The following is a 24,098-nucleotide window of genomic DNA, read 5'->3' as shown; positions in this document are numbered from 1 at the left end:
GCTGACGCAGATCCGCGGGGTGGCACTCCACAGGAGACCCCGCGTTGCGCGAGAACGACCTCTACGACACCCATTTCTCCACCCGCCGGGGCGGCCGTCGCCGCTTCGATGACGACGAACCCGTCCAGCAGCACCGGGGCCGCACGGCCCACGTCGACGTCTCCGACGTCGACGGGCGCGGTGCCGACGATCTCGACGGCCCACCGGAGGGCGACCGCTGGTCGACCTGGGACGGGGCCGAGCACGGCCCGCAGCCCCGTCCGGACTGGGTCATCACCGACCACGGCGCCGTCGACGCCGAGCTGGGCGTGATCAAGACCGGCAAGGAGGCCGACGTCCACCTCGTCGAGCGCTCCGTGCCCGGCACCGGCCGCCGGACGCTGCTGGCCGCCAAGCGCTACCGCAGTGCCGAGCACCGCATGTTCCACCGCGATGCCGGCTACCTCGAGGGCCGCCGCGTGCGGCGGTCGCGCGAGATGCGCGCGATGGCCAACCGCACTGCCTTCGGTCGCGACATCCTGGCCGGTCAGTGGGCGGGCGCGGAGTTCGCCGCGCTCACCACGCTCTGGTCCGACGGCGTCGCGGTGCCCTACCCCGTCCAGGTGGCCGGCACCGAGCTGCTGATCGAGTTCCTCGGCAGCGAGGACGGCTCGGCGGCGCCGCGCCTGGCCCAGCTGCGGCCCGAGCCGGACGAGCTGGTCGACCTCTGGGAGCAGCTCGCCGAGGCACTGCTCGGGCTGGCTCGCCACCAGCTCACCCACGGCGACCTGTCGGCCTACAACCTGCTGGTCCACGACGGCAGGCTGATGATGATCGACCTTCCGCAGGTCGTCGACGTCATCGGCAACCCGCAGGGACCGGAGTTCCTCGCCCGCGACGTCCGCCGCATCGGCGACTGGTTCGTCGCGCGCGGTCTGCCGCCCGAGTCGGGTGATCCCGGCGACCTGCTGGAGGCACTGCGCGTCGAGGCGGGAATGCCGGGAGGGACAGCAACGTCACAGCAATAGAAGCCCGTGGCAGCCGTGCCGGGGCGGGCGCTGGGATAGGATGGATCACGAGCGCCCCGGCCCGACACGGCTTCCAGCCCATTTTGGCCCAGCCCTACACGACGCTGTGCGGGCGCGTCCCGCTGTACCCATGGGTTGCCCTGAACGCCAGGGCCACCCGGGCTCGTCCCTGTGATTCTCAGCTGCCGCCATTTCGGCGCTGACTCCCCGTGCGGCGTGCCACGTCCCGGAGGTTCGTTTGTCTTCCCCGTCTTCTCGCCGCGCCACTTTCACCTCGGCGAGTCCCCGTCCCCGTCGCTCCGACGGCGGACGTCCCCGCTCCACCGGTGGCCGCTCCCGCGGCACCGCTGCTCCTCGCACCCCCGCGGCGGCCACCCCGCCCGAGGTGCTCTGGACCGTCCCCGAGACCGGGATGCCGTCCTTCGCCGAACTCGGTCTCCCCGAGCCCGTGCTGCGCGCGCTGACCGCCAACGGCTTCACCGAGCCGTTCCCGATCCAGGCCGCAACGCTGCCCGACACCATCGCCGGGCGCGACCTGCTCGGTCGCGGCCAGACCGGTTCGGGCAAGACGCTCGCGTTCGGTCTCGCGCTGCTGGCCCGCCTCGCCGGGAGCCGCTCCCACGCGAAGCAGCCCCGCGGGCTGGTGCTCGTGCCCACCCGTGAGCTCGCCACGCAGGTAGTCGACGCGCTCACGCCGTTCGCCAAGGCGCTCGGTCTCACCACCACGTCCGTGGTCGGGGGCATGTCGTTCAACCGGCAGGCCGCCGAGCTGTCCCGGGGCATCGACCTGCTGGTCGCCACGCCGGGCCGGCTCACCGACCACACCACGCAGCGCACCTGCGACCTGTCCCAGGTCAGCATCACCGCCATCGACGAGGCCGACCGGATGGCCGACATGGGGTTCCTGCCCCAGGTCCGCAAGATCCTCGACCTCACCCCGGCCGACGGGCAGCGGCTGCTGTTCTCGGCCACCCTCGACGGTGACGTGGGCACGCTGGTGCGCCAGTACCTGACCGACCCGGTCACGCGCTCCGTCGCGTCGGCGACCGCGCAGGTCGAGACGATGGAGCACCACGTGCTCCACGTCGACCTCGCGTCGAAGCCGCGGGTCATCACCGAGATCGCCGCCCGCGACGGCCGCACGATCCTGTTCGTGCGCACCAAGCACGGCGTGGATCGCCTGGTCAAGGGCCTGCGTCGCGACGGCATCAACGCCGGAGCGCTGCACGGTGGCAAGGCGCAGAACGCCCGCAACCGGGCCATCGCGGACTTCAAGGACGGGCAGACGCCGGTCCTCGTGGCCACCGACGTGGCTGCTCGCGGCATCCACATCGACGACGTCAGCCTCGTCGTCCACGTGGACCCGCCCGCCGACCCCAAGGACTACCTGCACCGGGCGGGCCGCACGGCCCGCGCGGGCGACTCGGGTGTCGTCGTCACGATGGTCACCCCGCCCGAGCGGCGTGACGTCGACCGGCTCACCCGCCTGGCCGGTGTCCGGGCCACCAACACCGATGTCGCCCCCGGCGACGCGGCGCTGGCCAAGATCACCGGCGCTCGCCCGCCGTCGGGCGTGCCGATCATCGACCCGCCCAAGCCTGCCCAGAACCCGCGCGGCAGCGGCAGCGGTCGCCGCTCGCGCAGCGGTGGCGGTCCGGTCCGCTCCGGCGGATCGGGCGGTCGCTCGTCGGGTTCCCGCGGTGGGCGCAGGCGCGACACCGCAGCCTGAGCCGGCTCGTACGAAGGGGGCCGGGCCCGCCACCAGCACGGTGGCGGGCCCGGCCCTTTCGTGTTGCCGACTCAGCGCAGGTTCTTCGGCCCGCGTCGGGCGACCCGGCGCAGCTGCAGGATGCGGATCCCGCCCGGGATGGCGATGAGCAGCAGGCCGGCGATCGCGGCCAGCAGCATCGCGACCCCGACCGGGAGGCTACCGCTCATCCAGAGGAAGTTGATCTGGACCGGCCCCAGGTTCTGCAGGATGAAGATCAGCAGGAACAGCAGCACGACGGCCGAGAGGATCAAGCCGGTCCACAGCCCGCCCGAGCGGCTGTGGGCGAGCGCCTGGTCCTGGCGACGAGCCGGTGGCGTGGTCGGGATCGGCTTGGTCGGCGGTGCGGCGGGTGGCGCGGATTCCACGTCGTCGACGTGGACCGGCAGCATCCCCGGATCCGTCGCCGGATCGGCGGCCGCGTCGATGGCGGAGTCGATCGTGGGGGCGCTGCCGGCGGGGCCGGTCGCCTCGACGGGGTACCGCATCGCCCGGCCGGATTCGTCGGTCATGGCTCTCCCTCGCTGCCTGGCCCACACGGCCCGGTGCGGCGCAGTATCCCGCAACAACGCGTGTCGGGCAGACCACGATCGGTGGATGGGCGTCCGGTTCGCCCGGTCGTCAGCGCCCGTCGCGGCGCATCGGCAGGTGCGCTACGCCGTCCCAGTCATAGGTCGGACCGCTGGCCTCGAACCCGTGCGTCCGGTAGAAGTCGGCGAGGTGCTCCTGGGCATCGAGCACGCAGGCGCCGTCACCGACCTCACCGAGCGCCGCCTCCATCAACCGGCGGCCCAGCCCCCGACCGCGGCCCGCCCGCGCCGTGCACAGGCGCCCGATGCGGTAGGCGCCGTCGGGCTCCTTGAGCAGCCGCAGGCACCCCAGCACCGGCTCGGGACGCCCCGCGCCGCCGAGCCAGTAGTGCCGGGCGCGAGGCTCGAGGTCGCGTCCGTCGAGCTCGCCATAGGGACAGGCCTGCTCGACGACGAAGACGTCGACGCGCAGCCGCAGCAACGCGTAGAGCGTGGCCGTGTCCAGGTCAGCGGCCCACGCCCGGTGGACGGTTGCTGACATCGCCTCGCTCGTCATCGCATAGGGGTACCAGATCAGGTGACGGCAGTCTCCCCGGCAGATTCTTCCCGGACCGCCCGCAAGATGAATCACGAAGCCGTAAGGCCCGGCCCCAACGGCCACGGCATAGCCTCGTGGGGTGCGTCACCATGATCTGGCCGTCATCGGCACCGGTTCCGGCAACTCGATCGTCGACCGTCGCTTCGACGATCTGGACGTCGCCATCGTCGAGCACGGCGTCTTCGGCGGCACCTGCCTCAACGTCGGCTGCATCCCGACCAAGATGTACGTCTACCCCGCCGACGTGGCGCAGACGATCCTCAAGGCCTCGCGCTACGGCATCGATGCGAGCATCGACAAGATCCGCTGGGCCGACATCCGCGACCGCGTCTTCGGGCGCATCGACCCCATCGCGGCGGGCGGTCGCGAGTACCGCGTCGACCGCTCCCCCAACGTCACGGTCTACGAGGGGCACGCGACATTCACCGGCGCCCACGAGCTGAGCGTCGAGCGCACCGACGGCTCGGGCACCGACGCGTTCACCGCCGACCGGATCGTCATCGCCGCGGGCGGACGGGCCATGGTGCCGGACCCGATCGCCGCGTCCGGGGTGCCGTTCCACACCTCCGACACGATCATGCGGATCGACGCGGTGCCGGAGCGGCTGGTGATCGTCGGTGGCGGGTTCATCGCGGCCGAGTTCGCGCACGTCTTCTCCGCGCTCGGCGCGCAGGTCTCGATCATCACGCGCGGCGACCGCATGCTGCGCGCCGAGGACGAGACGGTGTCCGAACGGTTCACCGAGCTGGCCGCGAAGCGGTGGGACCTGCACCTGGGCCGCAAGGTCAGCCACGCGACCGGCGACGCGTCGGGCATCGAGGTCGTGCTCACCGACGGCACAGTGGTGCGCGGTGACACACTGCTCGTCGCCACCGGCCGGATCCCCAACAGCGATCGCCTCGACCTCGAGAAGGCCGGCATCCCGGTGCACGCCGACGGGCGGATCGTCGTCGACGGCCAGCAGCGCACGCCCGTCGACGGGATCTTCGCCCTCGGCGACATCAGCTCGCCCTACCAGCTCAAGCACGTCGCCAACCACGAGGCGCGGGTGGTGGCGCACAACCTCGCCCACCCCGACGAGCCCCGCTACACCGACCACCGGTTCGTCCCGTCGGCGGTGTTCACCAGCCCGCAGATCGCGTCGGTCGGCCGCACCGAGGCCGACTGCCGCGCCGAGGGCATCGACTACGCCGTCAAGATCCAGGCGGTCGGCGACGTCGCGTACGGCTGGGCGATGGAGGACACCACCGGCTTCTGCAAGCTGCTGGCCGAGCGCGGCACCGGGCGGCTGTTGGGCGCGCACCTGATGGGCCCGCAGGCGTCGTCGTTGATCCAGCCGCTGATCCAGGCCATGTCGTTCGGGCTGGGGGTGCGCGAGATGGCCACCGGGCAGTACTGGATCCACCCGGCGCTGCCCGAGGTGGTCGAGAACGCGCTGCTGGGGCTCGACATCTGAACCGACGCGCCGGGCGGCGACGAGTACCTCATGTCGAGAACGGTTAGTTGGGAGCGGCTGGCGAAGGTTCCCAGGTTGACCGGCCACCCGACAGCCGCCTTGATCAGCGCCTGCGGTGCATGAGCTGCATATCTGCACCTCCTGCACCGCACACGCCGATCATGAGGCCGGCTAGGAACGCAGGGGCGGGAGGTTGGAGAGGATCAGCTCCGCCATGCGGCGGGACGGGGCGCACTTGTCGGGGCGGGTGTGGCCGGAGAGATCGCCGTCGGTGGTGAGGATCTGATAGTCGGCAATGGCCGTGTAGATCGTGCAGGCTCCGTCGACTGTGTAGTCACCATGGATCGCGGGATGCCCTGCCACCTCGGTCGGCTCGAACACGACAAGCGCCTCCTTGAGGAGGTGGATCCCGTCCAGTACGGGGAGTTCCGATTCCGTCCGCATCTGGAGGCCGGCCGCGCCGCCTCCGATCCGCGAATCCCAGGTGCATGTCTTTGCAGGTCCGGCGATGCCAGCCTTGGCAGTCTCCGGGAGAAGGTCCAGCTCCGTGGCTTGTGCGGAGGTCAGCAGATCGCAGGGTGCCAATCCTCGGGCGTCCAATGGACTTTGGACCGAGGGTGCGAAACGCGGCAACGGCCTCGATGTCGACGGTATGGCAGTCGACGGCGCAGTTGGAGCGCTGGCGGACGAAGCCGGTGATGCGCATCCAGCCAGCACCCCTGCGGCAAATCCGACCGCTACGAGTCGCTCCCAAGAGATCACGATCGCTCGCTCGCGTTGGCCTGCTCTGCCATGAGGTACGCATCCAGTTGGCGTTGCAGTGCAGTCCGTGTCGCTTCGATCTGGCCGGCCCACGCTTCGATGTACGCGGCGGCCCGTGACGCCATCAATGCCGCGTTGCGCGTCACATTGAGGCTGACCTCATCAAATCCCGGCGGATCGAACGTCGCCATGTGAGTGGAGATCAAACTCTTGCGGACCTCGGTGAGGATCCGATCCATCTCGCGAATGCACGCCTGCGCCCGCTCCGGATCCACCACGTACCCGCCCACAGCCCGGATCGCCTCGTCCCGCATCCCCTGCGCCGCGGCCAACCCCGCCCGGGCCCGGTCGATCTCCTTACCCGGATCGACCATCCCCGGATCGCTCTCGATCTCCGCCACCCACCGATGGTCCCAGCTCAGCCTCGCGTGCGGGTGCGATTCGGAACATTGCCCAGCGCGGAACCGATCTCCCGGATCGTCGCCGTCGGCTCACCGTGCAGGTCGTGCCAAGTGAAGCGCAGCAGGTCCCAGCCCTCGCGGGTGATGGCATTGCCCTTGCGCCGGTCCGTGCGGAACCGGTCGGCGTCGACATGCCAGGCCCAGCCGTCCACCTCGATCGCGAGTCTTGCGGCCGGGAAGGCCAGGTCGATCCGGTAGGGGCCGAACGGGTAGCCCAGCACCCACCCCTCGATGCCGGCAGCCCGCAGCAGCGACACCAGCAGCCGTTCGGCCGCCGAGTCGGCGTGGTCGGCAGCGGCGATGATCATGCGGCCGGCCTGCGACGAGCCGGTACGTCCGACGTTGCGGCAGTACGCGCGGTAGAGGGCAGGGAACCGCACGTGCCGCTGTAGGGCCCGGTCCAGGAAGGTGGACCCGTTCGGCAGCGTGACGGCCGTGTCGAGCGTGGTCAGCGGGACGTCGGTGACGCGCAGCCGCCGCACCGAGACGGTGTCGATCGGCGGCAGATCACGGCGGCGCAGCACGATCCCGGGCCGCTCCCGCAGGTGCGTCTGCCGGGGCAGTGTCAGCTCGACCTCCGGCAGGATCCGATCGAGCATGCCGTGCCAGAACGCGGCCGCCACTCCGCTCACCGCGGCAGACTCCCCCGCCCACAGCCACGCTGCCCGGACCCGGGCCTCGTCGGTGAGACGGTGTCCGCCTGCCAGGTAGACGGCCGGGTGGAGGCGTTCCCACTCGCCTTGCCGCGTCCACCGCTGCACGGTGGACGCCGATACGCCCTCCCGCACGGCCTGGGCGAGGCTGATGACCCCGGCCTGGCGGGTGAGGATGCGTGCCAACGACATGGGCCAGAGGATGGGCGAAGGGCGCCGCGAACGGAGCCGAATCGCACGATTTCGATGCACATGTGAACGCAAGATCACCGTCAGCGGTACCGCAGCTGCATATGCGCAGCTCAGGTACCGCACCCGGCGATCATCGTCCGGGCTAGCTCGCCGGCCGCTCCACCGCCGGGTCGTAGGCCACCTGCGGCGGCTGCTCCCCCCGGATGTCGGCCACCAGCGCCGTGACGTCGGCCATGATCGCCGCGGTGGCGCCGTCGAGCGCCGTGCGGGTGCGGGGGCCGCCGAGCCACGCGGAGAGGTCCACGGGCGGCCCGGCCACGACCGTGACCCTGCGGCGGGGGAAGAAGTGGGGGCGGCCCTTGCCGGGCACCAGGAACTCCTGGCTCCCCCAGTTCGCCACCGGGATCACCGGGGCGCCGGTGAGCAGCGCGATCTTGCCGATGCCGTTCTTCGACTTCATCGGCCAGCCGTCGGGGTCGGAGGTGTAGGTGCCCTCGGGGTAGAACGCGACGACCTCGCCGCGCTTCACGGCGTCGACGGCGCCGCGGAAGGCGTCGGTGGCGCGCGCGGACTCCCGGTACACGGGGATGTGCTTGCCGCCGGCGAGCACGTACTTCGCGACGGGGGTGCTCCACAGCTCCGACTTCGCGAGGAACCGCGGCATCCGCCCGTGGCTGATCGTGAAGGCGACGTCGAACAGCGGGTCGGAGAACGACACGTGGTTGATGGCCAGCAGCGCCCCGCCCTCGCGCGGGATGTGCTCCCCGCCGCGCCAGCCGATGCGGGTGCCGAAGATCGCGAACGGCCAGATCACGGCGATGGCGAGCCCGTACCAGAACCCCGAGTCCCGAAAGCGCCGGGAGAAGCTCAGTCGCAGCTTCTCCCTCACGGTCAGCTGTCGGGTACCCGTCATTTGTCCTCCTTTTAGCGCATTCGTTCCCACGACGGCGCGCAGATCATCCCGCACCACGCGACGATCGTGCCCGGACGCTCGCCGGCACGGCTCCATGGTGTGACATCGATCCCAGCCTCGAACCGGTGGCCCCGTCACGCAAGAACACCTGGGCGACACCATTGTTCCCCCGACCGCGAGGACGCGCCGTGATCGAGAACTCCCGGCTGCCCCGTCTCGACCACGTGGGCGACGCGCCGCGCGACCCGTCCGCGATCGTCGTGCTGCTCCACGGCGGCCGTGCGCACAGCCGCGAGAGCGGTGAGCGCAAGCGCCTGACCTACCGCCGGATGATCCCCTTCGCGCGCACGCTGGTGCACCACGGTGCCGGTTCCGGGCTGGCGGTCTTCATGCTCCGCTACCGGTACCGCGGATGGAACGCCCCCGCGGCCGACGCGCTACGCGACGCGCAGGCGGTGCTCGCGGACCTCGCGGCCCGGCACCCGGGTGTGCCGGTCGCGCTCGTCGGGCACTCGATGGGAGGCCGGGCCGCGCTCGCCGCCGCGAGCGCGTCCAACGTCGTCGCGGTCTGCGCGCTCGCCCCGTGGCTCGACGGCTCCGACCCGGTGGCGCAGCTCGCCGGGCGGACGGTCCTCATCGCGCACGGCGACCGGGAACGCTGGACCGACCCCGTCGAGTCCTACGACTACGCCGTCCGCGCGCAGCGGGTGGCCGGTCGCATCGCCCGCTTCGACGTGCACGGGGCCGGCCATTTCATGATCAGCCGCGCCCGGGACTGGCAGTGGCTCGTGAGCCGGTTCGTACTCGGTGCGCTGGGGATCGAACCTGAGGACCCTCTTCTGACGAATGCCTTCGCAGAGAGCGACCCGGACCGGCTGCGCACCGCGCTGCCGGCAACGCACGGAACAGGAGGCACCGCATGACGAGCAACGCGACGGGCCGCGCGACGGCCGCCGTCATCGGCTCCGGGGTGGCCGGGCTCACCGCCGCCTACCTGCTGCAACGCCGCTACGACGTGACGCTGTTCGAGGCCGACGGCCGCCTCGGCGGCCACGCCCACACCCACGCGATCCCGACGGCGGACGGCGGCTGCGCCTACGTCGACACCGGGTTCATCGTGCACAACGCGCGCACCTACCCCCACCTGCTCCGGCTGTTCGGCGAGCTCGGCGTCGCGACGCAGGAGTCGGACATGTCGATGAGCGTCCGCTGCGACGGGTGCGGGCTCGAGTACGCGGGCGCCCGCAAGATCGGCGGTCTCTTCCCGGGCGCGTCCAACCTGGCCCGACCCGCCTACCTGAAGATGCTCGCCGAGGTCGTGCGGTTCCACCGCCACGCCCGCCGCGTACTCGCCGACGAGCGCGCAGGCGACGTCACGCTCGGCGCCTTCCTCGCCATCGGCGGCTACTCCCGCTACTTCGTGGAGCACTTCATGCTCCCGGTGGTCTCGGCCGTCTGGTCGGCGGGTGAGACGGTGTCGCTGGCCTACCCGGCCCGGTACCTGTTCACCTTCCTCGACCACCACGGGTTGCTCGCCATCGGCGGCTCGCCGCAGTGGCGCACCGTCGTGGGCGGCTCGCGCAGCTACGTCGAGCAGGCCGTGAAGAGCCTCAGCGCCGTGCACGTCGCCACGCCGGTGCGCGCCGTCGGCCGGACCGGCGACGGCGTCGAGGTCCGCGACGAGTCCGACAGCACGCACACCTTCGACCGGGTCGTCGTCGCGACGCATCCGGCGCAGGCCCTCGCGCTGCTCGCCGCGCCCACCGCGGACGAGCGCAGCGTGCTCGGCGCGTTCACCTACTCGCAGAACGTCACGCAGCTGCACCACGACACGTCGGTGCTGCCGCGCCGGGCCGCCGCGCGGGCCTCCTGGAACTACCTGAAGCCGTCCTGCTCGTCCACCGACGCCCCGGTGCTCGTCAGCTACGACATGAACCGGCTGCAGCGCCTCGCCGAACCCGACGACTACGTGGTGACGCTCAACGGCACCGAGACCGTCGACCAGGACCGGGTACTCGCCACCATGCACTACGAGCACCCCGTCTACACGCCGGAGTCGGTGGCGGCCCAGCGGCGGTTGCCGGTGCTCAACGACGGCACCGTCGCCTTCGCCGGTGCCTACCACGGCTGGGGCTTCCACGAGGACGGCTGCGCCGCCGGCGTGCGGGCGGCCGCGTCCTTGGGAGCGGGCTGGTGACGGCCACCGCGGCACGACACCCACGCCACACACCTACCGTCGTCCGGGCACCGGTGGCCGTGCCGGCGCTGTACGACGCCACGGTCACCCACGTCCGCAAGCAGGCCATGGACCGCCGGTTCGGCCACGACATCTACCTCTGGCTCGTGGACATCGACGCGCTGCCGCGGCTCCCCGCCTGGCTGCGCCCCTTCGCCCGGTTCGAGGCCCGCGACCACCTGGGCGACCCCGCGCGAACGATCCGCCAGAACCTCGACGCCTGGCTCGCCAGCCATGGCATCGACCTGGACGGCGGCCAGGTGCTGATGCTCGCCAACGCGCGGCTGCTGGGCTACGTGTTCAACCCGATCACCGTGTACTGGTGCCACCGGCCCGACGGCACGCTCGCCTGCGTCGTCGCCGAGGTGCACAACACCTACGGCGAGCGCCACTGCTACCTGCTGCACACCGACGACGCCGGCCGCGCCGAGACCGACAAGGACTTCTACGTCTCGCCGTTCCTGTCCGTCGAGGGGCAGTACCGGATGCTGCTGCGCCTTCCCGGCGAGCGGCTCGCGATCTCCGTGACGCTGCGACAGGAGGGCGCCACGGCGTTGACGGCCAGCGTCGCCGGGGCCCGCCGACCCGCCACACCGGCGGCGCTCGTGCGGATGCTCGTGCGCCGCCCGCTCATGACCTACCGCACCTCGGCACTGATCCGGCGCCACGGCATCGCGCTGTGGCTGCGCAGGCTGCCCGTGATCTCCCGACCCACCCACGCACCACAGGAGGGCGTCCAGTGACCACTCATCCGATCACCCCCGCTTCGGCGCCGGCGACCTTCCGCCGGTACACCCCCCAGGCACTGCCGCGGCCCAGCGAGGGCGTCTGGCCGGGACTGGCCACGCCTCCGCACGTACCGGCCCGCGCGCGCATCGCCGAGTCGCTGTTCCGGCGCGCCGTCAAGGAGCTGCCGGTGCGGGTGGTCTTCCCCGGCGGCGAGCGGCTCGGCGTCGGTGACGACGACTCCCCGGTGATGCGCATCGTGCGCCCCGCGGCGTTCTTCAACCGCCTCGGGGCCGGCTCGAAGATCGGGTTCGGCGAGTCGTACATGGCGGGCGACTGGACCTCCACCGACCTGGCCGACCTGCTCACACCGTTCGCGGCGCGCCTGTCCACGCTGATCCCGCCCACGCTGCAGCGGATCGGGCGGCGCTTCGCCGAGGCCCGCCAGCCCAGCGAGGAGTCCAACACCGTCGACGGGTCGCGGGAGAACATCCACCGCCACTACGACCTGTCCAACGAGCTGTTCACCACGTTCCTCGACGAGACGATGTCGTACTCGTCGGCATGGTTCGCGCCCGGCAGCGACGATCTGCCCGACGCGCAGCGCCGCAAGATCGACGGCGTGCTGGACATGGCGAACGTCCGTTCCGGTCAGCACGTGCTGGAGATCGGCACCGGCTGGGGCGGGCTCGCGATCCGCGCGGCGCAGCGGGGCGCCCGCGTCACCACGCTGACGATCTCGGCCGAGCAGGCCAAGCTCGCGCAGGAGCGCATCGCGGCGGCGGGTGTCGCCGACCAGGTGCAGGTGCTGCTGCGCGACTACCGCGAGGCCCAGGGCAGCTACGACGCGGTCGTGAGCGTCGAGATGATCGAGGCCGTCGGCATGGAGTACTGGCCCACGTTCTTCGCGGCGCTGGACCGCCTGCTCAAGCCGGGCGGGTCCGTCGGGCTGCAGGCGATCACCATGCCGCACGACCGGATGCTCGCCGCCCGCAGCGACTACTCCTGGATCCACAAGTACGTGTTCCCCGGCGGGCTCATCCCGTCGGTCGAGGCGATCGAGGACAACGTCGCCGAGCACACCGGCCTGCGCATCGCCGAGCGTCGCAGCCTCGGCCCCGACTACGCGCGCACGCTCGCGCACTGGCGGGAGACGTTCATGGCCCGCTGGGCCGACGTCGCCGGGCTCGGCTTCGACGACACGTTCCGCCGGATGTGGGAGTTCTACCTCGCCTACAGCGAGGCCGGTTTCCGCGTCGGCTACCTCGACGTCTTCCAGTTCTCGCTGCAGCCGCGCCCCGCGCACTACAGCCGCTGATCCCTGCCACCCCTGTTCGAGGAGGCCCCGTGCCCAGCCCCGTTGCCCCGCAGCTCGTCGCGCTCGTCGAGCGCCTGATCGGCGCGCCGCTGCCCGTCCGGATCCGCGCCTGGGACGGCAGCGAGAGCGGCGCGTCCGACGGTCCGGTCGTCACCATCCGGCACCGGCGCGCGTTGCGGCGACTGCTGTGGAACCCGGGCGAGCTGGGCCTGGCCCGGGCGTTCGTGGCCGGCGAGCTGGAGATCGACGGGGACATCGCCGACGGCCTGTCGCGGTTCTGGAAGCTCGCGAAGGCCCAGAACCTCGGGGCGCTCACGCTCACTGCCGCCGACAAGGTCGACGCGGTCAGGACCGCGGTCCGGCTGGGCCTGGTCGGGCCGCGGCCGAAGCCCCCGGCGTCGGAGGCGAAGCTGGCGGGCGGGCTGCACACCCGCCGCCGGGACCGGGCCGCGATCGCGCACCACTACGACCTGTCCAACGACTTCTACGAGTTCCTGCTCGACCCGCAGATGGCCTACTCCTGCGGCTACTGGACGCGGGGGGCCAGCCAGTCCTACGGGCTGGTCGACGCCCAGCGCGACAAGCTGGACCTGATCTGCCGCAAGCTCGGACTCAAGCCCGGCATGCGGCTGCTCGACGTCGGCTGCGGGTGGGCGTCGCTGCTGATCCACGCGGCCACGCACTACGGCGTCACCGCGGTGGGCGTCACGCTCTCGGCGCAGCAGCGCGCGTTCGGCATGGCGCGGGTCGCGGCGCTGGGACTCACCGACAAGGTGGAGATCCGGCTCCAGGACTATCGCGAGGTCCCTGACCAGCCCTTCGACGCGATCTCGTCGATCGAGATGGGTGAGCACGTCGGCCAGGACAACTACCCGGTCTACGCGGCGCAGCTGCACAAGCTGCTGCTCCCGCACGGTCGCCTGCTGCTGCAGCAGATGTCACGGGGTGCCGCCGGCGCCAACACCGCGCCGGGTGGCGGGGCGTTCATGGAGAGCTACGTGGCGCCCGACATGTACATGCGCCCGCTCGGGGAGACCCTGAACTTCCTGGAGGCCGCCGGGCTCGAGGTGGTGGACGTGCACTCGCTGCGCGAGCACTACGTCTGGACGGTGCGGCCGTGGCTCGACACGTTGCAGGACAACAAGGCCGAGGCCGTCGCGCTCATCGGCGAGGAACAGTTCCGCGTGTGGCTGCTCTACCTGGCAGGTGCGGCGCTGGCGTTCGAGGAGAACCGGATGGGTGTGCACCAGGTCCTCATGGTGCGCCCGGACGCCGAGGGACGCACGGAGCTGCCACGCGGGCGGACGTCCACCCTGGGCACGGACCCGGAGCTCGATCACCGTCGGGCCACCAACGGCGCCCGCGTCAACGGCTCGACGCGCGCGCTGCTGGGTGAGCGGCCACGATGACCCGGTGAGCACCTACCCGTGGGCGGCAGCCCTGACGAACCTCTGGATCAGCGCCGTGGTCGTCGTCGCGATCTTCGCTGCGGCGCTGCTGGTGGCGGTGACCGTCCGGAAGGGGCGCCACGACGGCATCGACGTGGTGTGGGGCGGCGGCTTCGCCATCGTCGCCATCGTCACGGTGATCGTGTCGGCGGGCAGCGGCGACGACTGGCGACGCTGGCTGATCACCGCGCTCACCGTGGTCTGGGGGCTGCGGCTGGCCATCCACATCGGACGCCGCAACCACGGCAAGCCAGAGGACCCCCGCTACGTCGCGATCATCAAGCGCGCCAAGGGCAACCCGCTGCTGCACATCGTGCGCAAGGTGTACCTGCCGCAGGCCGTGATCCTCTGGGTCGTGTCGCTGCCCGTACAGCTGGGCCAGTACGGGTTCGCCGACGGCGCGCTGTCGGTGCTCGTCACCGTGCTCGGGGTGCTGTCCTGGGTGGTCGGTTTCACCTTCGAGACCGTCGGTGACGCCCAGCTCGCGGCGTTCATGGCCGACCCGTCCAACAAGGGCCAGGTCATGGACCGCGGCCTGTGGCGCTACACCCGCCACCCCAACTACTTCGGCGACGCGGCCGTCTGGTGGGGTCTGACGTCACTGGCGCTGCACCACGGCGCCGGGCTGATCGGGCTGATCAGCGCGGCGCTCATGACGTGGCTGCTGGCGAAGGGCACCGGTGCGAAGCTGCTGGAGTCGAGCATCGGCAGGCGGCGGCCCGGTTATGTCGAGTACGTGCAGCGGACCAGCGGCTTCATCCCGCTGCCGCCCCGCAAGTCCATCGCGAAAGGATCTTCATGAACCCCGGTGACCAGATCAGCGACTTCGAGCTGCTCGACGAGACGGGCACGTCGCGCACGCTGACCTCGCTGCTGGGAGGTGGCCCCGTCGTGCTGTTCTTCTACCCGGTCGCGTCCAGCGGCGGCTGCACCCAGGAGGCGTGCCACTTCCGCGACCTCGCCGCCGACTTCGCGGCCGCGGGCGCGCAGCCCGTCGGGATCAGCGGCGACGGCATCACGAAGCAGAGCATCTTCGCGTCCGCGCACTCGCTGGGCTACCCGCTGCTGTCGGACAAGGGCAACAAGGTGGCGAAGGAGCTCGGCGCGTACCGCTGGTTCCTGCCCGGTGGCCTGCACACGCGGCGCATGACGTTCGTGATCGGCGCCGACCGCAGGCTCATCGAGACGATCGCGAGCGAGACCAAGTTCGACCTGCACGCCGACGAGGCGCTCGAGGTCGTGAAGAAGCTCAAGGCCAACGCGGCATGAGTGCCCGGTCGGTCAGCGCCGAGGTCGTGGTCGCGGCACCGCCGGAGCAGGTGTTCGCGCTGCTGGCCGACCCCCGGCGCCACCACGAGATCGACGGCTCCGGCACGGTGCGCAGCGCGGTGCAGGGCCCCGACCGGCTCGCGGCGGGCGCGACGTTCGGGATGCGGATGCACTGGGTGCTGCCCTACGTCATCCAGAACACGGTGGTGGAGTTCGAGGAGAACCGGCGGATCGCCTGGCGCCACTTCGGCCGCCACATCTGGCGCTACGAGCTGGAGCCGGTGGCGGGCGGCACGCAGGTGACGGAGACGTTCGACTGGGCACCCTCGCTCGTGCCCCGCGGGCTGGAGCTCTGGGGGGCGCCGGAGCGGAACCTGCGGTCGATCGAGGCGACGCTGGGGCGGCTGGAGCAGGTGTTCGGGGCGGTGGTGGGGTAGAGGTCCCGGCCGCGTTGCTGCGCCGGCCGCCCACCCCCGCATTCTGCCGCGCCGGGCGAGTGATCAACGCCCACAGGTTCCGGTTCGATCATGAACCAGTGCGCGCTCGGCCACCGGCACGCCCTACGGCACCAGCACGATCTTGCCCACCCCGTCCCGGGACTCCAGCAGCCGATGGGCCTCGGCCGCCTTCTCCAGCGGCATCGCCGTGATGGCAGGCCGGAGCTCCCCGGCCCGGGCCAGTTCCCACAGCCGCTCCCGCTGTGCCTCGTAGACGTCGCGGTGGCGCCCCGCGAACGGCGCCATCGAGAAGCCGATCACCGAGACGGCGCGCATCCGCAGGTCGACCACGTCGACCGTGCCGCCGCCACCGCTGAACTCCACCAGCCGCCCCAGCGGGGCAACCGCCCGCAGTGCCGGGGCGAGCACGGCGTCGCCGACCGAGTCGAGCACGACGTCGACGGGCTCGCCCCACCCCGCCTGCTGGTCGTAGACCACAACCTCGTCCGCACCCAGCCCGCGCACGAACTCCGCTTTCGCCGCCGACCCGACCGCCGCCACCACCCGGCTCGCGCCGAGCACCCGGGCGAGCTGCAACGCGAGGTGCCCCACCCCGCCCGCCGCGCCCGTGACCAGCACGCTCTCCCCCGGCTGGACGGCGCCGGCCCGCAGCGCGCCGAGCGCCACCTGCCCGTTGCGCACGAGCGCGACGGCCGCCGCGGCATCGATGCCCACAGGCACGCGCGCGGCGAACGCCACGGGCAGCAGGGCGAACTCCGCGTAGGCGCCCGCGAACACGATCCCCGCCACGAGGTCGCCCACCCGGAAGCCCGATACGCCCTCCCCGACCGCGACGACGGTGCCGGCGACGTCCCCGCCGGGCGCGTGCGGCAGCGCGACGCCCCCGCCGTTGCCGTCGCCCCGGGTCAGGCGCACGACCGGCCGCGTCACCCCGGTGGCCGCGACCTCCACCAGCAGCTCCCCCGGCCCGCACTCCGGCCGGGGCACGTGCTCGCACTCCAGCACCTCGGGTCCACCGTAGGTCCGAAACCCGATCCTGCGCATCACGATCCGTTCCCCCTCCCGTAGGCCCGGACGATCATGTCCGCGGCCTCGTCCGCGATCTCCCGGCGCTGCGCGGGGTCGAGCTCCACCACGCCGTAGTGCGACCGCATGTTGGCCTCGTGCCCGAGCAGCGCGAGGTACTGCCGGGCCGCCCGGCCCGGATCGGGTGCATCGAGCACCTCCGCGAGCTGACCGGTGAGCGCTGCCAGCGTGACGTCGGGCCCGCCGACGTTCCACAGCTCGCGCAACCACGGCCGCCGCCCGGCCTCGGCGATGATCAGCCGTCGGAACGCGGTGACGCGCGGGGTCAACATGATCCCCAGCAGCCGCTCCCCCAGCTCGACGAGCGCCACCCGCAGATCCGTTGCCCCGACCAGGCCGAACCCGTCGATCCCGGCCCCCTCGGTGCGTGCGGCCTCGACCACCGCGAGGAACAGCGCCTCCTTGTCGGCGTAGCGGCTGTAGACGGTCTGCTTCGACACCCCGGCCGCCGCCGCGATCACGTCGACGCCGGCCCCGCCGAAGCCCTCCTCGAGGAAGACGTCGGTGGCGGCCTCCAGGATCGCCTCACCCTTCGCCACCGACGGTGGCCGCCCGCGCCGGGGCGCCTTCGCTGTCACGCTGCGACATTATCATACGAGACAGTCCAGTTTGATAATTAGCCGTGCAGCAGGAACCGGTCGAGCACCCGGGCCCCGAATTCCAGTCCCGCCACCGGCACCCGCTCGTCGACCGCGTGGGCCATCGCGCGGTAGTCGTACTCGGCGGGGTCGAGCGGCACCCGCAGCGGCGCGAACCCGTAGCAGGGGATCCCCAGCGCCGCGAACGCCTTCGCGTCCGTGCCGCCACCCAGGCAGTAGGGCACCACGACGGCGTCCGGCTCGTACGCCTGCAACGACTCGGCCATCGCCGCGAACCACGGCCCGTCCAGCGGCGCCTGCACCGGGTCCCCCCGGCTGACGAACTCGCGACGCACCGTCGGCCCGAGCAACCCGTCGATCACTGCGAGGACCTCGTCGACGCCGCCGGGCAGCACCCGCGTGTCGACGAGCGCCTCGGCACGCGCGGGGATGACGTTGACCGCGCCGCCTGCCGACAGGACGGTCGGCGTGGTGCTGTGCCGCAGGGTGACAGCGGCGAGCGCACCGGCCCGGCCCGGCCGCGCGACCGTGGCCTCGACCGCGGCTTCCGAGTCCAGCTCCACGGCGACGCCGAGCGCGGCACCGGTGGTCGGCGATCCGCGCCAGCGCCTGCACCAGCGCGACCACGGCGTTGTCCGGGTTGGGCCGCGAGCCGTGCCCGGCCCGGCCCGACGCGGTGAGCCGCAGGTGCAGCGTGCCCCGCTCGGCCGTGCCGACCGGGTAGATCGGCACCCCGTCGACGCCCACGGTGAAGCCGCCGGGCTCCCCGATCGCGGCGGCGCAGCCGTCGAACAGCGCACGGTGCTCGTCGACGAGCCAGTGTGCGCCGTACCGCCCGCCGGTCTCCTCGTCGGCGACGAAGGCGACCACGATGTCGCGCCGCGGTGCCACCCCGCGCGCCCGCCACGAGCGCAGCGCCGAGAGCACCGCCGCGCACATGTCCTTCATGTCGATCGCGCCGCGGCCCCACAGGAACCCGTCGCGGATCTCGCCCGCGAACGGCGGCACCGTCCAGTCCGCCGCCACCGCAGGCACCACGTCGAGGTGTGCCTGGACGAGCAGCGCGTCGAGCCCCGGGTCCGCGCCCGGGATGCGCGCGACGATGCTGGTGCGCCGCGGCGCGGACTCCAGCACCACCGGGGCCACCCCGACCTCGTCGGCGAGCACCCCGGCCACCAGCTCGGCCGCCTCCCGTTCGCCCTCGGCATCGCCGGAGGCGCGGTTGGTGGTGTCGCAGCGGATCAGGCGGGCGCACAGCTCGGCGACGCCGATCGCCGGGTCGATCGCGAGGTCAGCCATAGATGCCCTGCATCGCGCCCGCCGCGATCGCCGTCACGATCTTGAAGGCCTGCATCGCGGCCGTCATGTCGGGGGCGTCGAAACCGACCCGCAGGACGTCGAGCCGCTCCACAGTGGGTACGACCGCCGCGGCGTCGGCCAGGTGCGCCGCGTCGAACTCCACCTCGATGCGGTGCGGCGCGGGCGCCGGGGCGCGCCGACCCGCTGCTGCCATTGCCGACCGCGCCCCCTCGGTGATCATCGCGGTGGTGCGGGCGGGCGGCAGGCAGATCGCGGCGTAGCGGCTCACGCACTCCTTGACGGCGACGCGCACCGCGGCGGGCGCGTATCCCGCCGCCTCCGCGCAGGCGCGGTCGTCGCCGGTGACCAGCAGCACCGCAACGCCGTGCTCGGCCGCGAGCGCGGCGTTCGCACGGATGACCGCCGCGCTGGCCGGCCTGGACTCCGCCCTGGTGGGACGGCACCGCCGGCGGGGTCCGTGGATCAGCATCCCCAAGTTGGCGGCGCTGCCCGAGCCGGGACGCTGCTCGTGCAGACCGTGCTGGAGACCCCGGCGTTCCACGACCGGATGGGCGCCGACGAGCGGCGCGGGCTGAGTCCACTGTTCTGGACCCACATCAACCCCTACGGCCGGTTCCGGCTCGACATGGACACCCGGCTCGACCTGACCGTGCCGTAAGGGGATCCTGAATCGGGACGAGCCGCGGCGCGGTCAGTGATCGAGAGCGGCGGCGAGCCGGTCGAGCGTCGCTTGCCAGTGGGGGCGTTGGGCTGCGCGTTCGTCGGCTTCGCGCAGCCGTTCCTGGTGAAATCGAACGGTCGTGCGGGGTCCCGGCGGGCAGACGGTGACCTGGACGTCCCCCAGGGGAGGTCCGGTGGTCCAGCTCTTCTGACGACTTCCCGGTGCAGCCGGTACGGCGGTGATCAGCCCGCCCCGTGATCACCGAACTGGGACGCGGAACCGCACCCCAGCGCTGCCGCCGGCGCCGAACCCTGATCTTCGCTCGGCCGCCGCCGACGTGACCGTGACCTGATCACCCGCCGGGCCTGACGAGGTGCGAGAGCGAGCCGTCGACGATCTCGACGACCTCGTCGACCCCCTCGAGGTGTGAGCGGTCGTGGGTGACCAGGACGGTGGCGGTGCCCCTGCGGTGGGTGAGCGTGATGATCAGCTCGATCACGGCCGCGCCGCGTTCGGCGTCCAGTGCGCTGGTCGGCTCGTCGATCAGCAGCACGGCCGGGTCGTTCATCAGGGCGCGCGCGATGTTGACCCTCTGCCGCTGCCCACCGGAGAGTTGGTGTGGGCGCCGCCCGGCCTGGTCGGCCATCCCGACTGCCGTGAGCAGCGTCGCCGCCCGGTCGCGGGCCGCGGCTGGGGAGCGCCCGGCGAGGTGCGCGATGACCTGCAGCTGCTCGAGGGCGGTCAACGAGGCGATCAGGTTGGGCTGCTGGAACACGATGCCGATCTTCTGGCGGCGCAGCGCGGTGAGCTCGACTCGGTTCATCCCGGCGGTCGAGGTGCCGTCGACGACCACCGTGCCGCGGTCGGGGGTGATCAGGGTGGCGGCCGCGGCGAGCAGGCTGGACTTGCCGGAGCCCGACGGGCCGGTGACCGCGGTGACCGTGCCGGCGGGCACGTCGAGGTCGACGCCGTCCAGCGCGGTCAGCCGGGTGTCGCCGTCGGGGTAGGTGAGCGTGACGTCGGACAGGTGCAGGCTCATAGAAGTCGGTCTCCTCAGCGGGCGGACAGGGCCGTCAACGGGTCGACGGCGGTGATCCGCCGGATGGACAGGCCGGCGCCGAGCGCACCGAGAACGATGATCACGATGGCCGGGAAGAGCATGGTCGTGGTGTCGAGCAGGAACGGCACGGTGTTCGAGGCCACGGCGCCGAGTGCGACGGCCAGCCCGGTGCCGAGTGCGGTGCCGCTGACGAGCAGAACCACAGCCTGCCCGAGCGCGTCGCGCAGCAGGTAACCGGTGCCGGCCCCGAGTGCTTTGAGGACCGCGATGTCGCCGCTGCGCTGGATCGTCCACACCGTGAAGAAGGCGCCGATCACGAGCGCGGATATCGCGAACAGGAACCCGCGCATGAGCTGCAGCGACCCGTTCTCGGCTGTGTAAGATCCGATCGCCGACAGCGAGTCGGCCCGGCTGAGGGTGCGGGTGCCGAGCTCGGCGTCGGCCCAGGCGAGATCGACGGGGCCAGCGGTGGTCAGGGCGATCACGGTGGCGGGTGCGTCGCCCGGGGTCAGGCGCTGCCAGTCGTCGAGGCCGGTCCAGACCACCGGGGTGTGGCTGTAGGCCCCGTCGCCGGAGACGGCGGTGACGCGCAGTGCGACAGCCGCGAGCGTGACGGTGTCCCCCGGCTCCGCACCCAGGGCCTCGGCGGCTCCGGTGGACAGCACCACATCGCCGGGGGTGACCGGTTCCGGAGCGAGCGTCGAGCCGGGCCGGACCCCCATCGCTGTCAGCGCGGCGGAGCGGTCACCGGACTCGACCCGGGTGGTGGCCACCCCCAGCGGCTCCGCGCGCTGTACGCCGGGGACCGCCGCCCACGCCTGCCACCGGTCGGGCCCGACCGAGGACGAGGTGAACGAGGGCGCCGCATCCTGCGGCGGTGCCGAGAACACCAGGTGATCGGCGGGTAGGTCGGTGATGGCCGAGGTGCTGTCCCGGCCCAGACCCGCGGTCAGCCCCGACAGCAGCCCGACCAGCAACGTGATCAGGACGACGACCGCGGCCATCAAGGCGAAACGGCCCTGGGCGAACCGGAGGTCTCGCCAGGCGACGAACACCGGGTCACCGCCCGATCGTCGTAGTAGGCGCGGTGTCGGAGGTACTCAGCCGAGAGCGCAGGCAGACGAAGAACAGGACCAGGCCCGCGGTGAGCAGGATGTGGCCGAACCCGGCCATCCCGGCGAGGGCGGCGCCGGTGGGCTCGCCCGCCACGGTGCGCGTCCCGTTGATCGCCAGGAACGCGGCGGTCCATACGACGCCGGCGTTGTAGACCCAGAAGAACCACGGGAAGAGTCGGCTGTCAGTCAGGGTGAACGTCTTCTCGAGCAGGAGCACGACGAGGAAGACGAGCATCCCGAGCACCAGCAGGTGCGTGTGGACGACCGCCAGTTGGGTGTCCCCGGTGAACCCGTTCGCCTTCGTGATCTCTCGATAACCCAGGCCACCGGCGAGGCCGAGCACCAGGTAGATGAGTGCGGCGTAGTACAGCTGTTTCATGCCTCCAGCGTCGGGGTCGAGGCCGCCCCGGTCATCACGCCGGCGATCGGCCCGGGAGGATCGTGCGGTGCAGGGAAAGCTCCACCTTTCGATCGATGACGCCCGCGCTCACGGCGCTAGCCTGGGGATGTCGTGAACCCGCCCCTGCTCGACCGCCCACTGAGGGTGCTGCGCGTGTGCGTGCACCTGCTGGTGGCGGGGCTGCTCGCGTTGGCCGCCGGCACCGCACTGGCCGACGGCGTAGCGCACGCGGGGGCTGTCGCCGCGACCGCCGTGGTGCTGGGCGCGGTTTACGCGACCGGTTCCGCGCTCCGCAGGGTGGGCCGTTCCGTCGGCGCCACAGCGGCCTGGTTGGCTGTGCTCGGCGCGGCCTGGCTCGTGCTGCTCGCGCTGACCCCGGTCGGGGTCTACCTGGCCTTCCCCCTGTTCTTCCTCCAGCTGCACCTGCTCCCGCCCCGCCCCGGGCTTGTCGCCGTCACCGCAACGACCCTCGCCGCGATCAGCGGGTTCACCTGGCACCAGGGCTCGCTCACGCCTTCCGCGGTGATCGGGCCGGCGCTGGGCGCCGCGGTCGCCGTCGCCACCGTGCTGGGCTACCAGGCCCTCTACCGCGAGAGCGAGCAGCGGGCGCACCTGATCGCCGAGCTCACCGCCACCCGCAGCGATCTGGCCGCCGCGGAACGCACCGCGGGCACGCTCGCCGAGCGGGAACGCCTCGCCCGAGAGATCCACGACACCCTGGCCCAGGGCCTGTCCAGCATCCAGCTGCTGCTCCGCGCCGCCGAGCGTGCCCTGCCGCATCAACCGGATGCCGCGGCCGGGCACGTCGAGCTGGCGCGCAGGGCCGCGCAGGACAACCTCGCCGAGGCCCGCCGCTTCGTGCACGCGCTGGCTCCACCCGACCTCGACGACCGGTCGCTGCCCACTGCGCTGCACCGGCTCTGCGCGACGACCACGGCGCAGTCCGGGCTCACCGTCGCGTTCCACTGCAGCGGCACACCCGCCCCGCTGCCCGCCCCCGTCGAGGTGGCGCTGCTGCGGATCGCGCAGTCGGCGCTGGCCAACGCCGTCCAACACGCCGGCGCGAGCCGCGTGGAGGTGACGGTGAGCTACATGGACGACGGGGTGGCGCTCGACGTCGTGGACGACGGCGTCGGGTTCGACCCGGCCGCGTTGCCCAAGCCCGGCTGCGCGGGGGGACACGGGCTCGCCGCGATGCGCGCCCGGGCACTGGCACTGGGCGCGACCCTGAACATCGAATCGGCGCCGGGCGACGGCACCGCCGTTGCCGTGAGCCTCACCCAGGACGCGACGACATGATCCGGCTCCTGCTCGCCGACGACCATCCGGTGGTACGGCGCGGCCTGCGCGCCGTGCTGGAGACCGAACCCGGGTTCACCGTGGTGGCCGAGGCGGCCACCGCCGAACAGGCCGTCGCACTCGCCACGAGCGAAACCGTCGACGTGGTGCTGATGGACCTGCAGTTCGGGCCCGGGATGCACGGCGCCGCGGCCACCGCGGCGATCACCGCCCGCCCCGGCGCGCCCCGCGTGCTCGTACTGACCACCTACGACACCGACGCCGACATCCTCGCCGCGATCGAGGCCGGCGCCACCGGCTACCTGCTCAAGGACGCCCCACCCGACGAGCTCGCCGCCGCCGTGCGCACCGCCGCGGCGGGCAGATCCGCCCTCGCCCCCACCGTCGCGCGCCGGCTGATGGCCCGCATGCGCACCCCCGCCACGGCCCTGAGCCGCCGCGAAACCGAGGTGCTCGAGCTCGTCGCCGACGGCCTGTCCAACCAGCAGATCAGCAAACGGCTGCACCTGAGCCAGGCCACCGTCAAATCCCACCTTGTACACGTCTACTCGAAGCTCGGCGTCGACTCCCGCACCGCCGCGGTCGCCGCCGCGACCGACCGGGGCGTCATCCGCCGATCCGGCGCGTGACTGTCCGGCCCTCCACGCGCGCTGGGGCGGGGTGCTGGCCTCTCCGCGGGTCACCATCCCGTCGGCGTGCTGCCGATCACTCGATCGCCGTGGCGAGCGGCGCACCGGGGCCCCGCCCGCGCGTCGAAGGTCGC

At 72.3% G+C, this 24,098-nt stretch carries 25 protein-coding genes and 2 pseudogenes; 14 read left to right on the top strand and 13 right to left on the bottom strand.

The features are described 5' to 3' along the window. Positions 1–44: 44 nt before the first annotated feature. Positions 45–1,007 (top strand): serine protein kinase RIO, encoded by a 963-nt coding sequence (locus tag ACFPFQ_RS18500; protein ID WP_379620371.1) that lies wholly within the window; start codon positions 45–47, stop codon positions 1,005–1,007. 412 nt (positions 1,008–1,419) lie between these two features. After that, positions 1,420–2,736: a DEAD/DEAH box helicase gene (locus ACFPFQ_RS18495; RefSeq protein ID WP_379620749.1), complete on the top strand. Its 1,317-nt coding sequence runs from the start codon at positions 1,420–1,422 to the stop codon at positions 2,734–2,736. A 71-nt stretch (positions 2,737–2,807) separates the two neighbouring features. Here ACFPFQ_RS18495 and ACFPFQ_RS18490 read toward each other — a convergent pair whose 3' ends face one another. Continuing rightward, positions 2,808–3,287, bottom strand: a complete 480-nt coding sequence (locus tag ACFPFQ_RS18490; RefSeq protein WP_379620369.1) for a lipopolysaccharide assembly protein LapA domain-containing protein — start codon at positions 3,285–3,287, stop codon at positions 2,808–2,810. A 109-nt stretch (positions 3,288–3,396) separates the two neighbouring features. After that, the gene (locus tag ACFPFQ_RS18485) at positions 3,397–3,846 is read right to left on the bottom strand and encodes a GNAT family N-acetyltransferase (RefSeq protein WP_379620368.1); all 450 of its coding nucleotides are present in this window, start codon (positions 3,844–3,846) and stop codon (positions 3,397–3,399) included. Between the two features lie 136 nt (positions 3,847–3,982). On the opposite strand from ACFPFQ_RS18485, the gene ACFPFQ_RS18480 reads away from it, so the two are divergent. After that, entirely contained in the window at positions 3,983–5,359 is a 1,377-nt protein-coding gene (locus tag ACFPFQ_RS18480) for a mycothione reductase (RefSeq protein ID WP_379620366.1), read from the top strand. 171 nt (positions 5,360–5,530) lie between these two features. On the opposite strand, the gene ACFPFQ_RS18475 is transcribed toward ACFPFQ_RS18480, so the two are convergent. From ACFPFQ_RS18475 to ACFPFQ_RS18460, 4 genes are all read right to left on the bottom strand, one after another. Then, positions 5,531–6,076: a DUF3558 domain-containing protein gene (locus ACFPFQ_RS18475; RefSeq protein WP_379620747.1), complete on the bottom strand. Its 546-nt coding sequence runs from the start codon at positions 6,074–6,076 to the stop codon at positions 5,531–5,533. Positions 6,077–6,117: 41 nt separating this feature from the next. Then, the gene (locus tag ACFPFQ_RS18470; RefSeq protein ID WP_379620364.1) at positions 6,118–6,522 is read right to left on the bottom strand and encodes a PE domain-containing protein; all 405 of its coding nucleotides are present in this window, start codon (positions 6,520–6,522) and stop codon (positions 6,118–6,120) included. A 17-nt stretch (positions 6,523–6,539) separates the two neighbouring features. After that, positions 6,540–7,427 (bottom strand): type IV toxin-antitoxin system AbiEi family antitoxin domain-containing protein, encoded by an 888-nt coding sequence (locus ACFPFQ_RS18465; protein WP_379620362.1) that lies wholly within the window; start codon positions 7,425–7,427, stop codon positions 6,540–6,542. 142 nt (positions 7,428–7,569) lie between these two features. Continuing rightward, positions 7,570–8,340: a lysophospholipid acyltransferase family protein gene (locus ACFPFQ_RS18460; protein ID WP_379620360.1), complete on the bottom strand. Its 771-nt coding sequence runs from the start codon at positions 8,338–8,340 to the stop codon at positions 7,570–7,572. 188 nt (positions 8,341–8,528) lie between these two features. Here ACFPFQ_RS18460 and ACFPFQ_RS18455 point away from each other — a divergent pair, with 188 nt between their 5' ends. The 8 genes from ACFPFQ_RS18455 to ACFPFQ_RS18420 all read left to right on the top strand — a co-directional run bounded on the left by ACFPFQ_RS18455 (position 8,529) and on the right by ACFPFQ_RS18420 (position 15,774). After that, complete coding sequence (locus ACFPFQ_RS18455; protein ID WP_379620358.1) at positions 8,529–9,263, top strand: alpha/beta fold hydrolase; 735 nt, start codon at positions 8,529–8,531, stop codon at positions 9,261–9,263. Continuing rightward, positions 9,260–10,537: an NAD(P)/FAD-dependent oxidoreductase gene (locus ACFPFQ_RS18450; protein ID WP_379620356.1), complete on the top strand. Its 1,278-nt coding sequence runs from the start codon at positions 9,260–9,262 to the stop codon at positions 10,535–10,537. The genes ACFPFQ_RS18455 and ACFPFQ_RS18450 overlap by 4 nt, the downstream gene beginning before the upstream one ends. A 53-nt stretch (positions 10,538–10,590) precedes the next feature. After that, positions 10,591–11,319, top strand: a complete 729-nt coding sequence (locus ACFPFQ_RS18445) for a DUF1365 domain-containing protein (protein WP_379620354.1) — start codon at positions 10,591–10,593, stop codon at positions 11,317–11,319. Positions 11,320–11,381: 62 nt separating this feature from the next. Beyond that, positions 11,382–12,620, top strand: a complete 1,239-nt coding sequence (locus ACFPFQ_RS18440; RefSeq protein WP_379620745.1) for a class I SAM-dependent methyltransferase — start codon at positions 11,382–11,384, stop codon at positions 12,618–12,620. A 29-nt stretch (positions 12,621–12,649) separates the two neighbouring features. Next, positions 12,650–14,029 carry a class I SAM-dependent methyltransferase gene (locus tag ACFPFQ_RS18435; RefSeq protein WP_379620352.1) on the top strand — a complete coding sequence of 460 codons (1,380 nt, stop codon included), beginning with the start codon at positions 12,650–12,652 and terminating at the stop codon, positions 14,027–14,029. Between the two features lie 4 nt (positions 14,030–14,033). Then, a complete protein-coding gene (locus ACFPFQ_RS18430) occupies positions 14,034–14,870 on the top strand; it encodes a DUF1295 domain-containing protein (protein ID WP_379620351.1) in 837 nt (278 codons plus the stop codon). Then, positions 14,867–15,337, top strand: coding sequence for a peroxiredoxin (locus ACFPFQ_RS18425; RefSeq protein WP_379620349.1), 471 nt, complete (start codon positions 14,867–14,869; stop codon positions 15,335–15,337). Before ACFPFQ_RS18430 ends, ACFPFQ_RS18425 begins: the two co-directional genes overlap by 4 nt. Beyond that, a complete protein-coding gene (locus ACFPFQ_RS18420) occupies positions 15,334–15,774 on the top strand; it encodes an SRPBCC family protein (RefSeq protein ID WP_379620347.1) in 441 nt (146 codons plus the stop codon). The genes ACFPFQ_RS18425 and ACFPFQ_RS18420 overlap by 4 nt, the downstream gene beginning before the upstream one ends. 123 nt (positions 15,775–15,897) lie before the next feature. Here the strand turns inward: ACFPFQ_RS18420 and ACFPFQ_RS18415 are convergent, their stop codons facing one another. From ACFPFQ_RS18415 to ACFPFQ_RS18400, 4 genes and pseudogenes are all read right to left on the bottom strand, one after another. Further along, complete coding sequence (locus ACFPFQ_RS18415; protein WP_379620743.1) at positions 15,898–16,839, bottom strand: quinone oxidoreductase family protein; 942 nt, start codon at positions 16,837–16,839, stop codon at positions 15,898–15,900. After that, positions 16,839–17,459 (bottom strand): TetR/AcrR family transcriptional regulator, encoded by a 621-nt coding sequence (locus ACFPFQ_RS18410; RefSeq protein ID WP_379620345.1) that lies wholly within the window; start codon positions 17,457–17,459, stop codon positions 16,839–16,841. Before ACFPFQ_RS18410 ends, ACFPFQ_RS18415 begins: the two co-directional genes overlap by 1 nt. Before the next feature lie 38 nt (positions 17,460–17,497). Further along, positions 17,498–18,779 (bottom strand): annotated as a pseudogene (locus tag ACFPFQ_RS18405) (M20/M25/M40 family metallo-hydrolase). Further along, positions 18,772–19,215, bottom strand: a pseudogene (locus tag ACFPFQ_RS18400) (M55 family metallopeptidase); the annotation flags it as partial. The pseudogenes ACFPFQ_RS18405 and ACFPFQ_RS18400, both read right to left, overlap by 8 nt. A 93-nt stretch (positions 19,216–19,308) precedes the next feature. Between ACFPFQ_RS18400 and ACFPFQ_RS18395 the strand changes: the two are divergent. Further along, the gene (locus tag ACFPFQ_RS18395) at positions 19,309–19,458 is read left to right on the top strand and encodes a hypothetical protein (RefSeq protein WP_379620343.1); all 150 of its coding nucleotides are present in this window, start codon (positions 19,309–19,311) and stop codon (positions 19,456–19,458) included. Between the two features lie 355 nt (positions 19,459–19,813). Here the strand turns inward: ACFPFQ_RS18395 and ACFPFQ_RS18390 are convergent, their stop codons facing one another. The 3 genes from ACFPFQ_RS18390 to ACFPFQ_RS18380 are packed head-to-tail and all read right to left on the bottom strand — an operon-like array spanning position 19,814 to position 22,015. Then, the gene (locus ACFPFQ_RS18390; RefSeq protein ID WP_379620341.1) at positions 19,814–20,500 is read right to left on the bottom strand and encodes an ABC transporter ATP-binding protein; all 687 of its coding nucleotides are present in this window, start codon (positions 20,498–20,500) and stop codon (positions 19,814–19,816) included. A gap of 14 nt (positions 20,501–20,514) precedes the next feature. After that, positions 20,515–21,576: an ABC transporter permease gene (locus ACFPFQ_RS18385; RefSeq protein ID WP_379620339.1), complete on the bottom strand. Its 1,062-nt coding sequence runs from the start codon at positions 21,574–21,576 to the stop codon at positions 20,515–20,517. Between the two features lie 4 nt (positions 21,577–21,580). Next, the gene (locus ACFPFQ_RS18380; protein ID WP_379620337.1) at positions 21,581–22,015 is read right to left on the bottom strand and encodes a DUF2871 domain-containing protein; all 435 of its coding nucleotides are present in this window, start codon (positions 22,013–22,015) and stop codon (positions 21,581–21,583) included. Between the two features lie 132 nt (positions 22,016–22,147). On the opposite strand from ACFPFQ_RS18380, the gene ACFPFQ_RS18375 reads away from it, so the two are divergent. Both ACFPFQ_RS18375 and ACFPFQ_RS18370 read left to right on the top strand, forming a co-directional pair. Continuing rightward, positions 22,148–23,335, top strand: a complete 1,188-nt coding sequence (locus tag ACFPFQ_RS18375) for a sensor histidine kinase (RefSeq protein ID WP_379620335.1) — start codon at positions 22,148–22,150, stop codon at positions 23,333–23,335. Continuing rightward, positions 23,332–23,964 (top strand): response regulator, encoded by a 633-nt coding sequence (locus ACFPFQ_RS18370; RefSeq protein WP_379620333.1) that lies wholly within the window; start codon positions 23,332–23,334, stop codon positions 23,962–23,964. The genes ACFPFQ_RS18375 and ACFPFQ_RS18370 overlap by 4 nt, the downstream gene beginning before the upstream one ends. Positions 23,965–24,098: the final 134 nt, after the last annotated feature.

It is taken from the genome of Pseudonocardia sp. GCM10023141 (genome assembly GCF_042653605.1).
Note: the sequence above shows the minus strand (reverse complement) of the source record. Positions and strands in the feature narration are given on the sequence as shown.

What these genes read in the sequence shown, in the direction of transcription:
- ACFPFQ_RS18495 (WP_379620749.1), top strand. Translation starts at nt 1,420, where the DNA reads ATGCCGTCCTTCGCCGAACTCGGTCTCCCCGAGCCCGTGCTGCGCGCG.
- ACFPFQ_RS18490 (WP_379620369.1), bottom strand. Translation starts at nt 3,287, where the DNA reads ATGACCGACGAATCCGGCCGGGCGATGCGGTACCCCGTCGAGGCGACC.
- ACFPFQ_RS18485 (WP_379620368.1), bottom strand. Translation starts at nt 3,846, where the DNA reads ATGTCAGCAACCGTCCACCGGGCGTGGGCCGCTGACCTGGACACGGCC.
- ACFPFQ_RS18465 (WP_379620362.1), bottom strand. Translation starts at nt 7,427, where the DNA reads ATGTCGTTGGCACGCATCCTCACCCGCCAGGCCGGGGTCATCAGCCTC.
- ACFPFQ_RS18460 (WP_379620360.1), bottom strand. Translation starts at nt 8,340, where the DNA reads ATGACGGGTACCCGACAGCTGACCGTGAGGGAGAAGCTGCGACTGAGC.
- ACFPFQ_RS18450 (WP_379620356.1), top strand. Translation starts at nt 9,260, where the DNA reads ATGACGAGCAACGCGACGGGCCGCGCGACGGCCGCCGTCATCGGCTCC.
- ACFPFQ_RS18425 (WP_379620349.1), top strand. Translation starts at nt 14,867, where the DNA reads ATGAACCCCGGTGACCAGATCAGCGACTTCGAGCTGCTCGACGAGACG.
- ACFPFQ_RS18420 (WP_379620347.1), top strand. Translation starts at nt 15,334, where the DNA reads ATGAGTGCCCGGTCGGTCAGCGCCGAGGTCGTGGTCGCGGCACCGCCG.
- ACFPFQ_RS18415 (WP_379620743.1), bottom strand. Translation starts at nt 16,839, where the DNA reads ATGCGCAGGATCGGGTTTCGGACCTACGGTGGACCCGAGGTGCTGGAG.
- ACFPFQ_RS18390 (WP_379620341.1), bottom strand. Translation starts at nt 20,500, where the DNA reads ATGAGCCTGCACCTGTCCGACGTCACGCTCACCTACCCCGACGGCGAC.
- ACFPFQ_RS18380 (WP_379620337.1), bottom strand. Translation starts at nt 22,015, where the DNA reads ATGAAACAGCTGTACTACGCCGCACTCATCTACCTGGTGCTCGGCCTC.
- ACFPFQ_RS18370 (WP_379620333.1), top strand. Translation starts at nt 23,332, where the DNA reads ATGATCCGGCTCCTGCTCGCCGACGACCATCCGGTGGTACGGCGCGGC.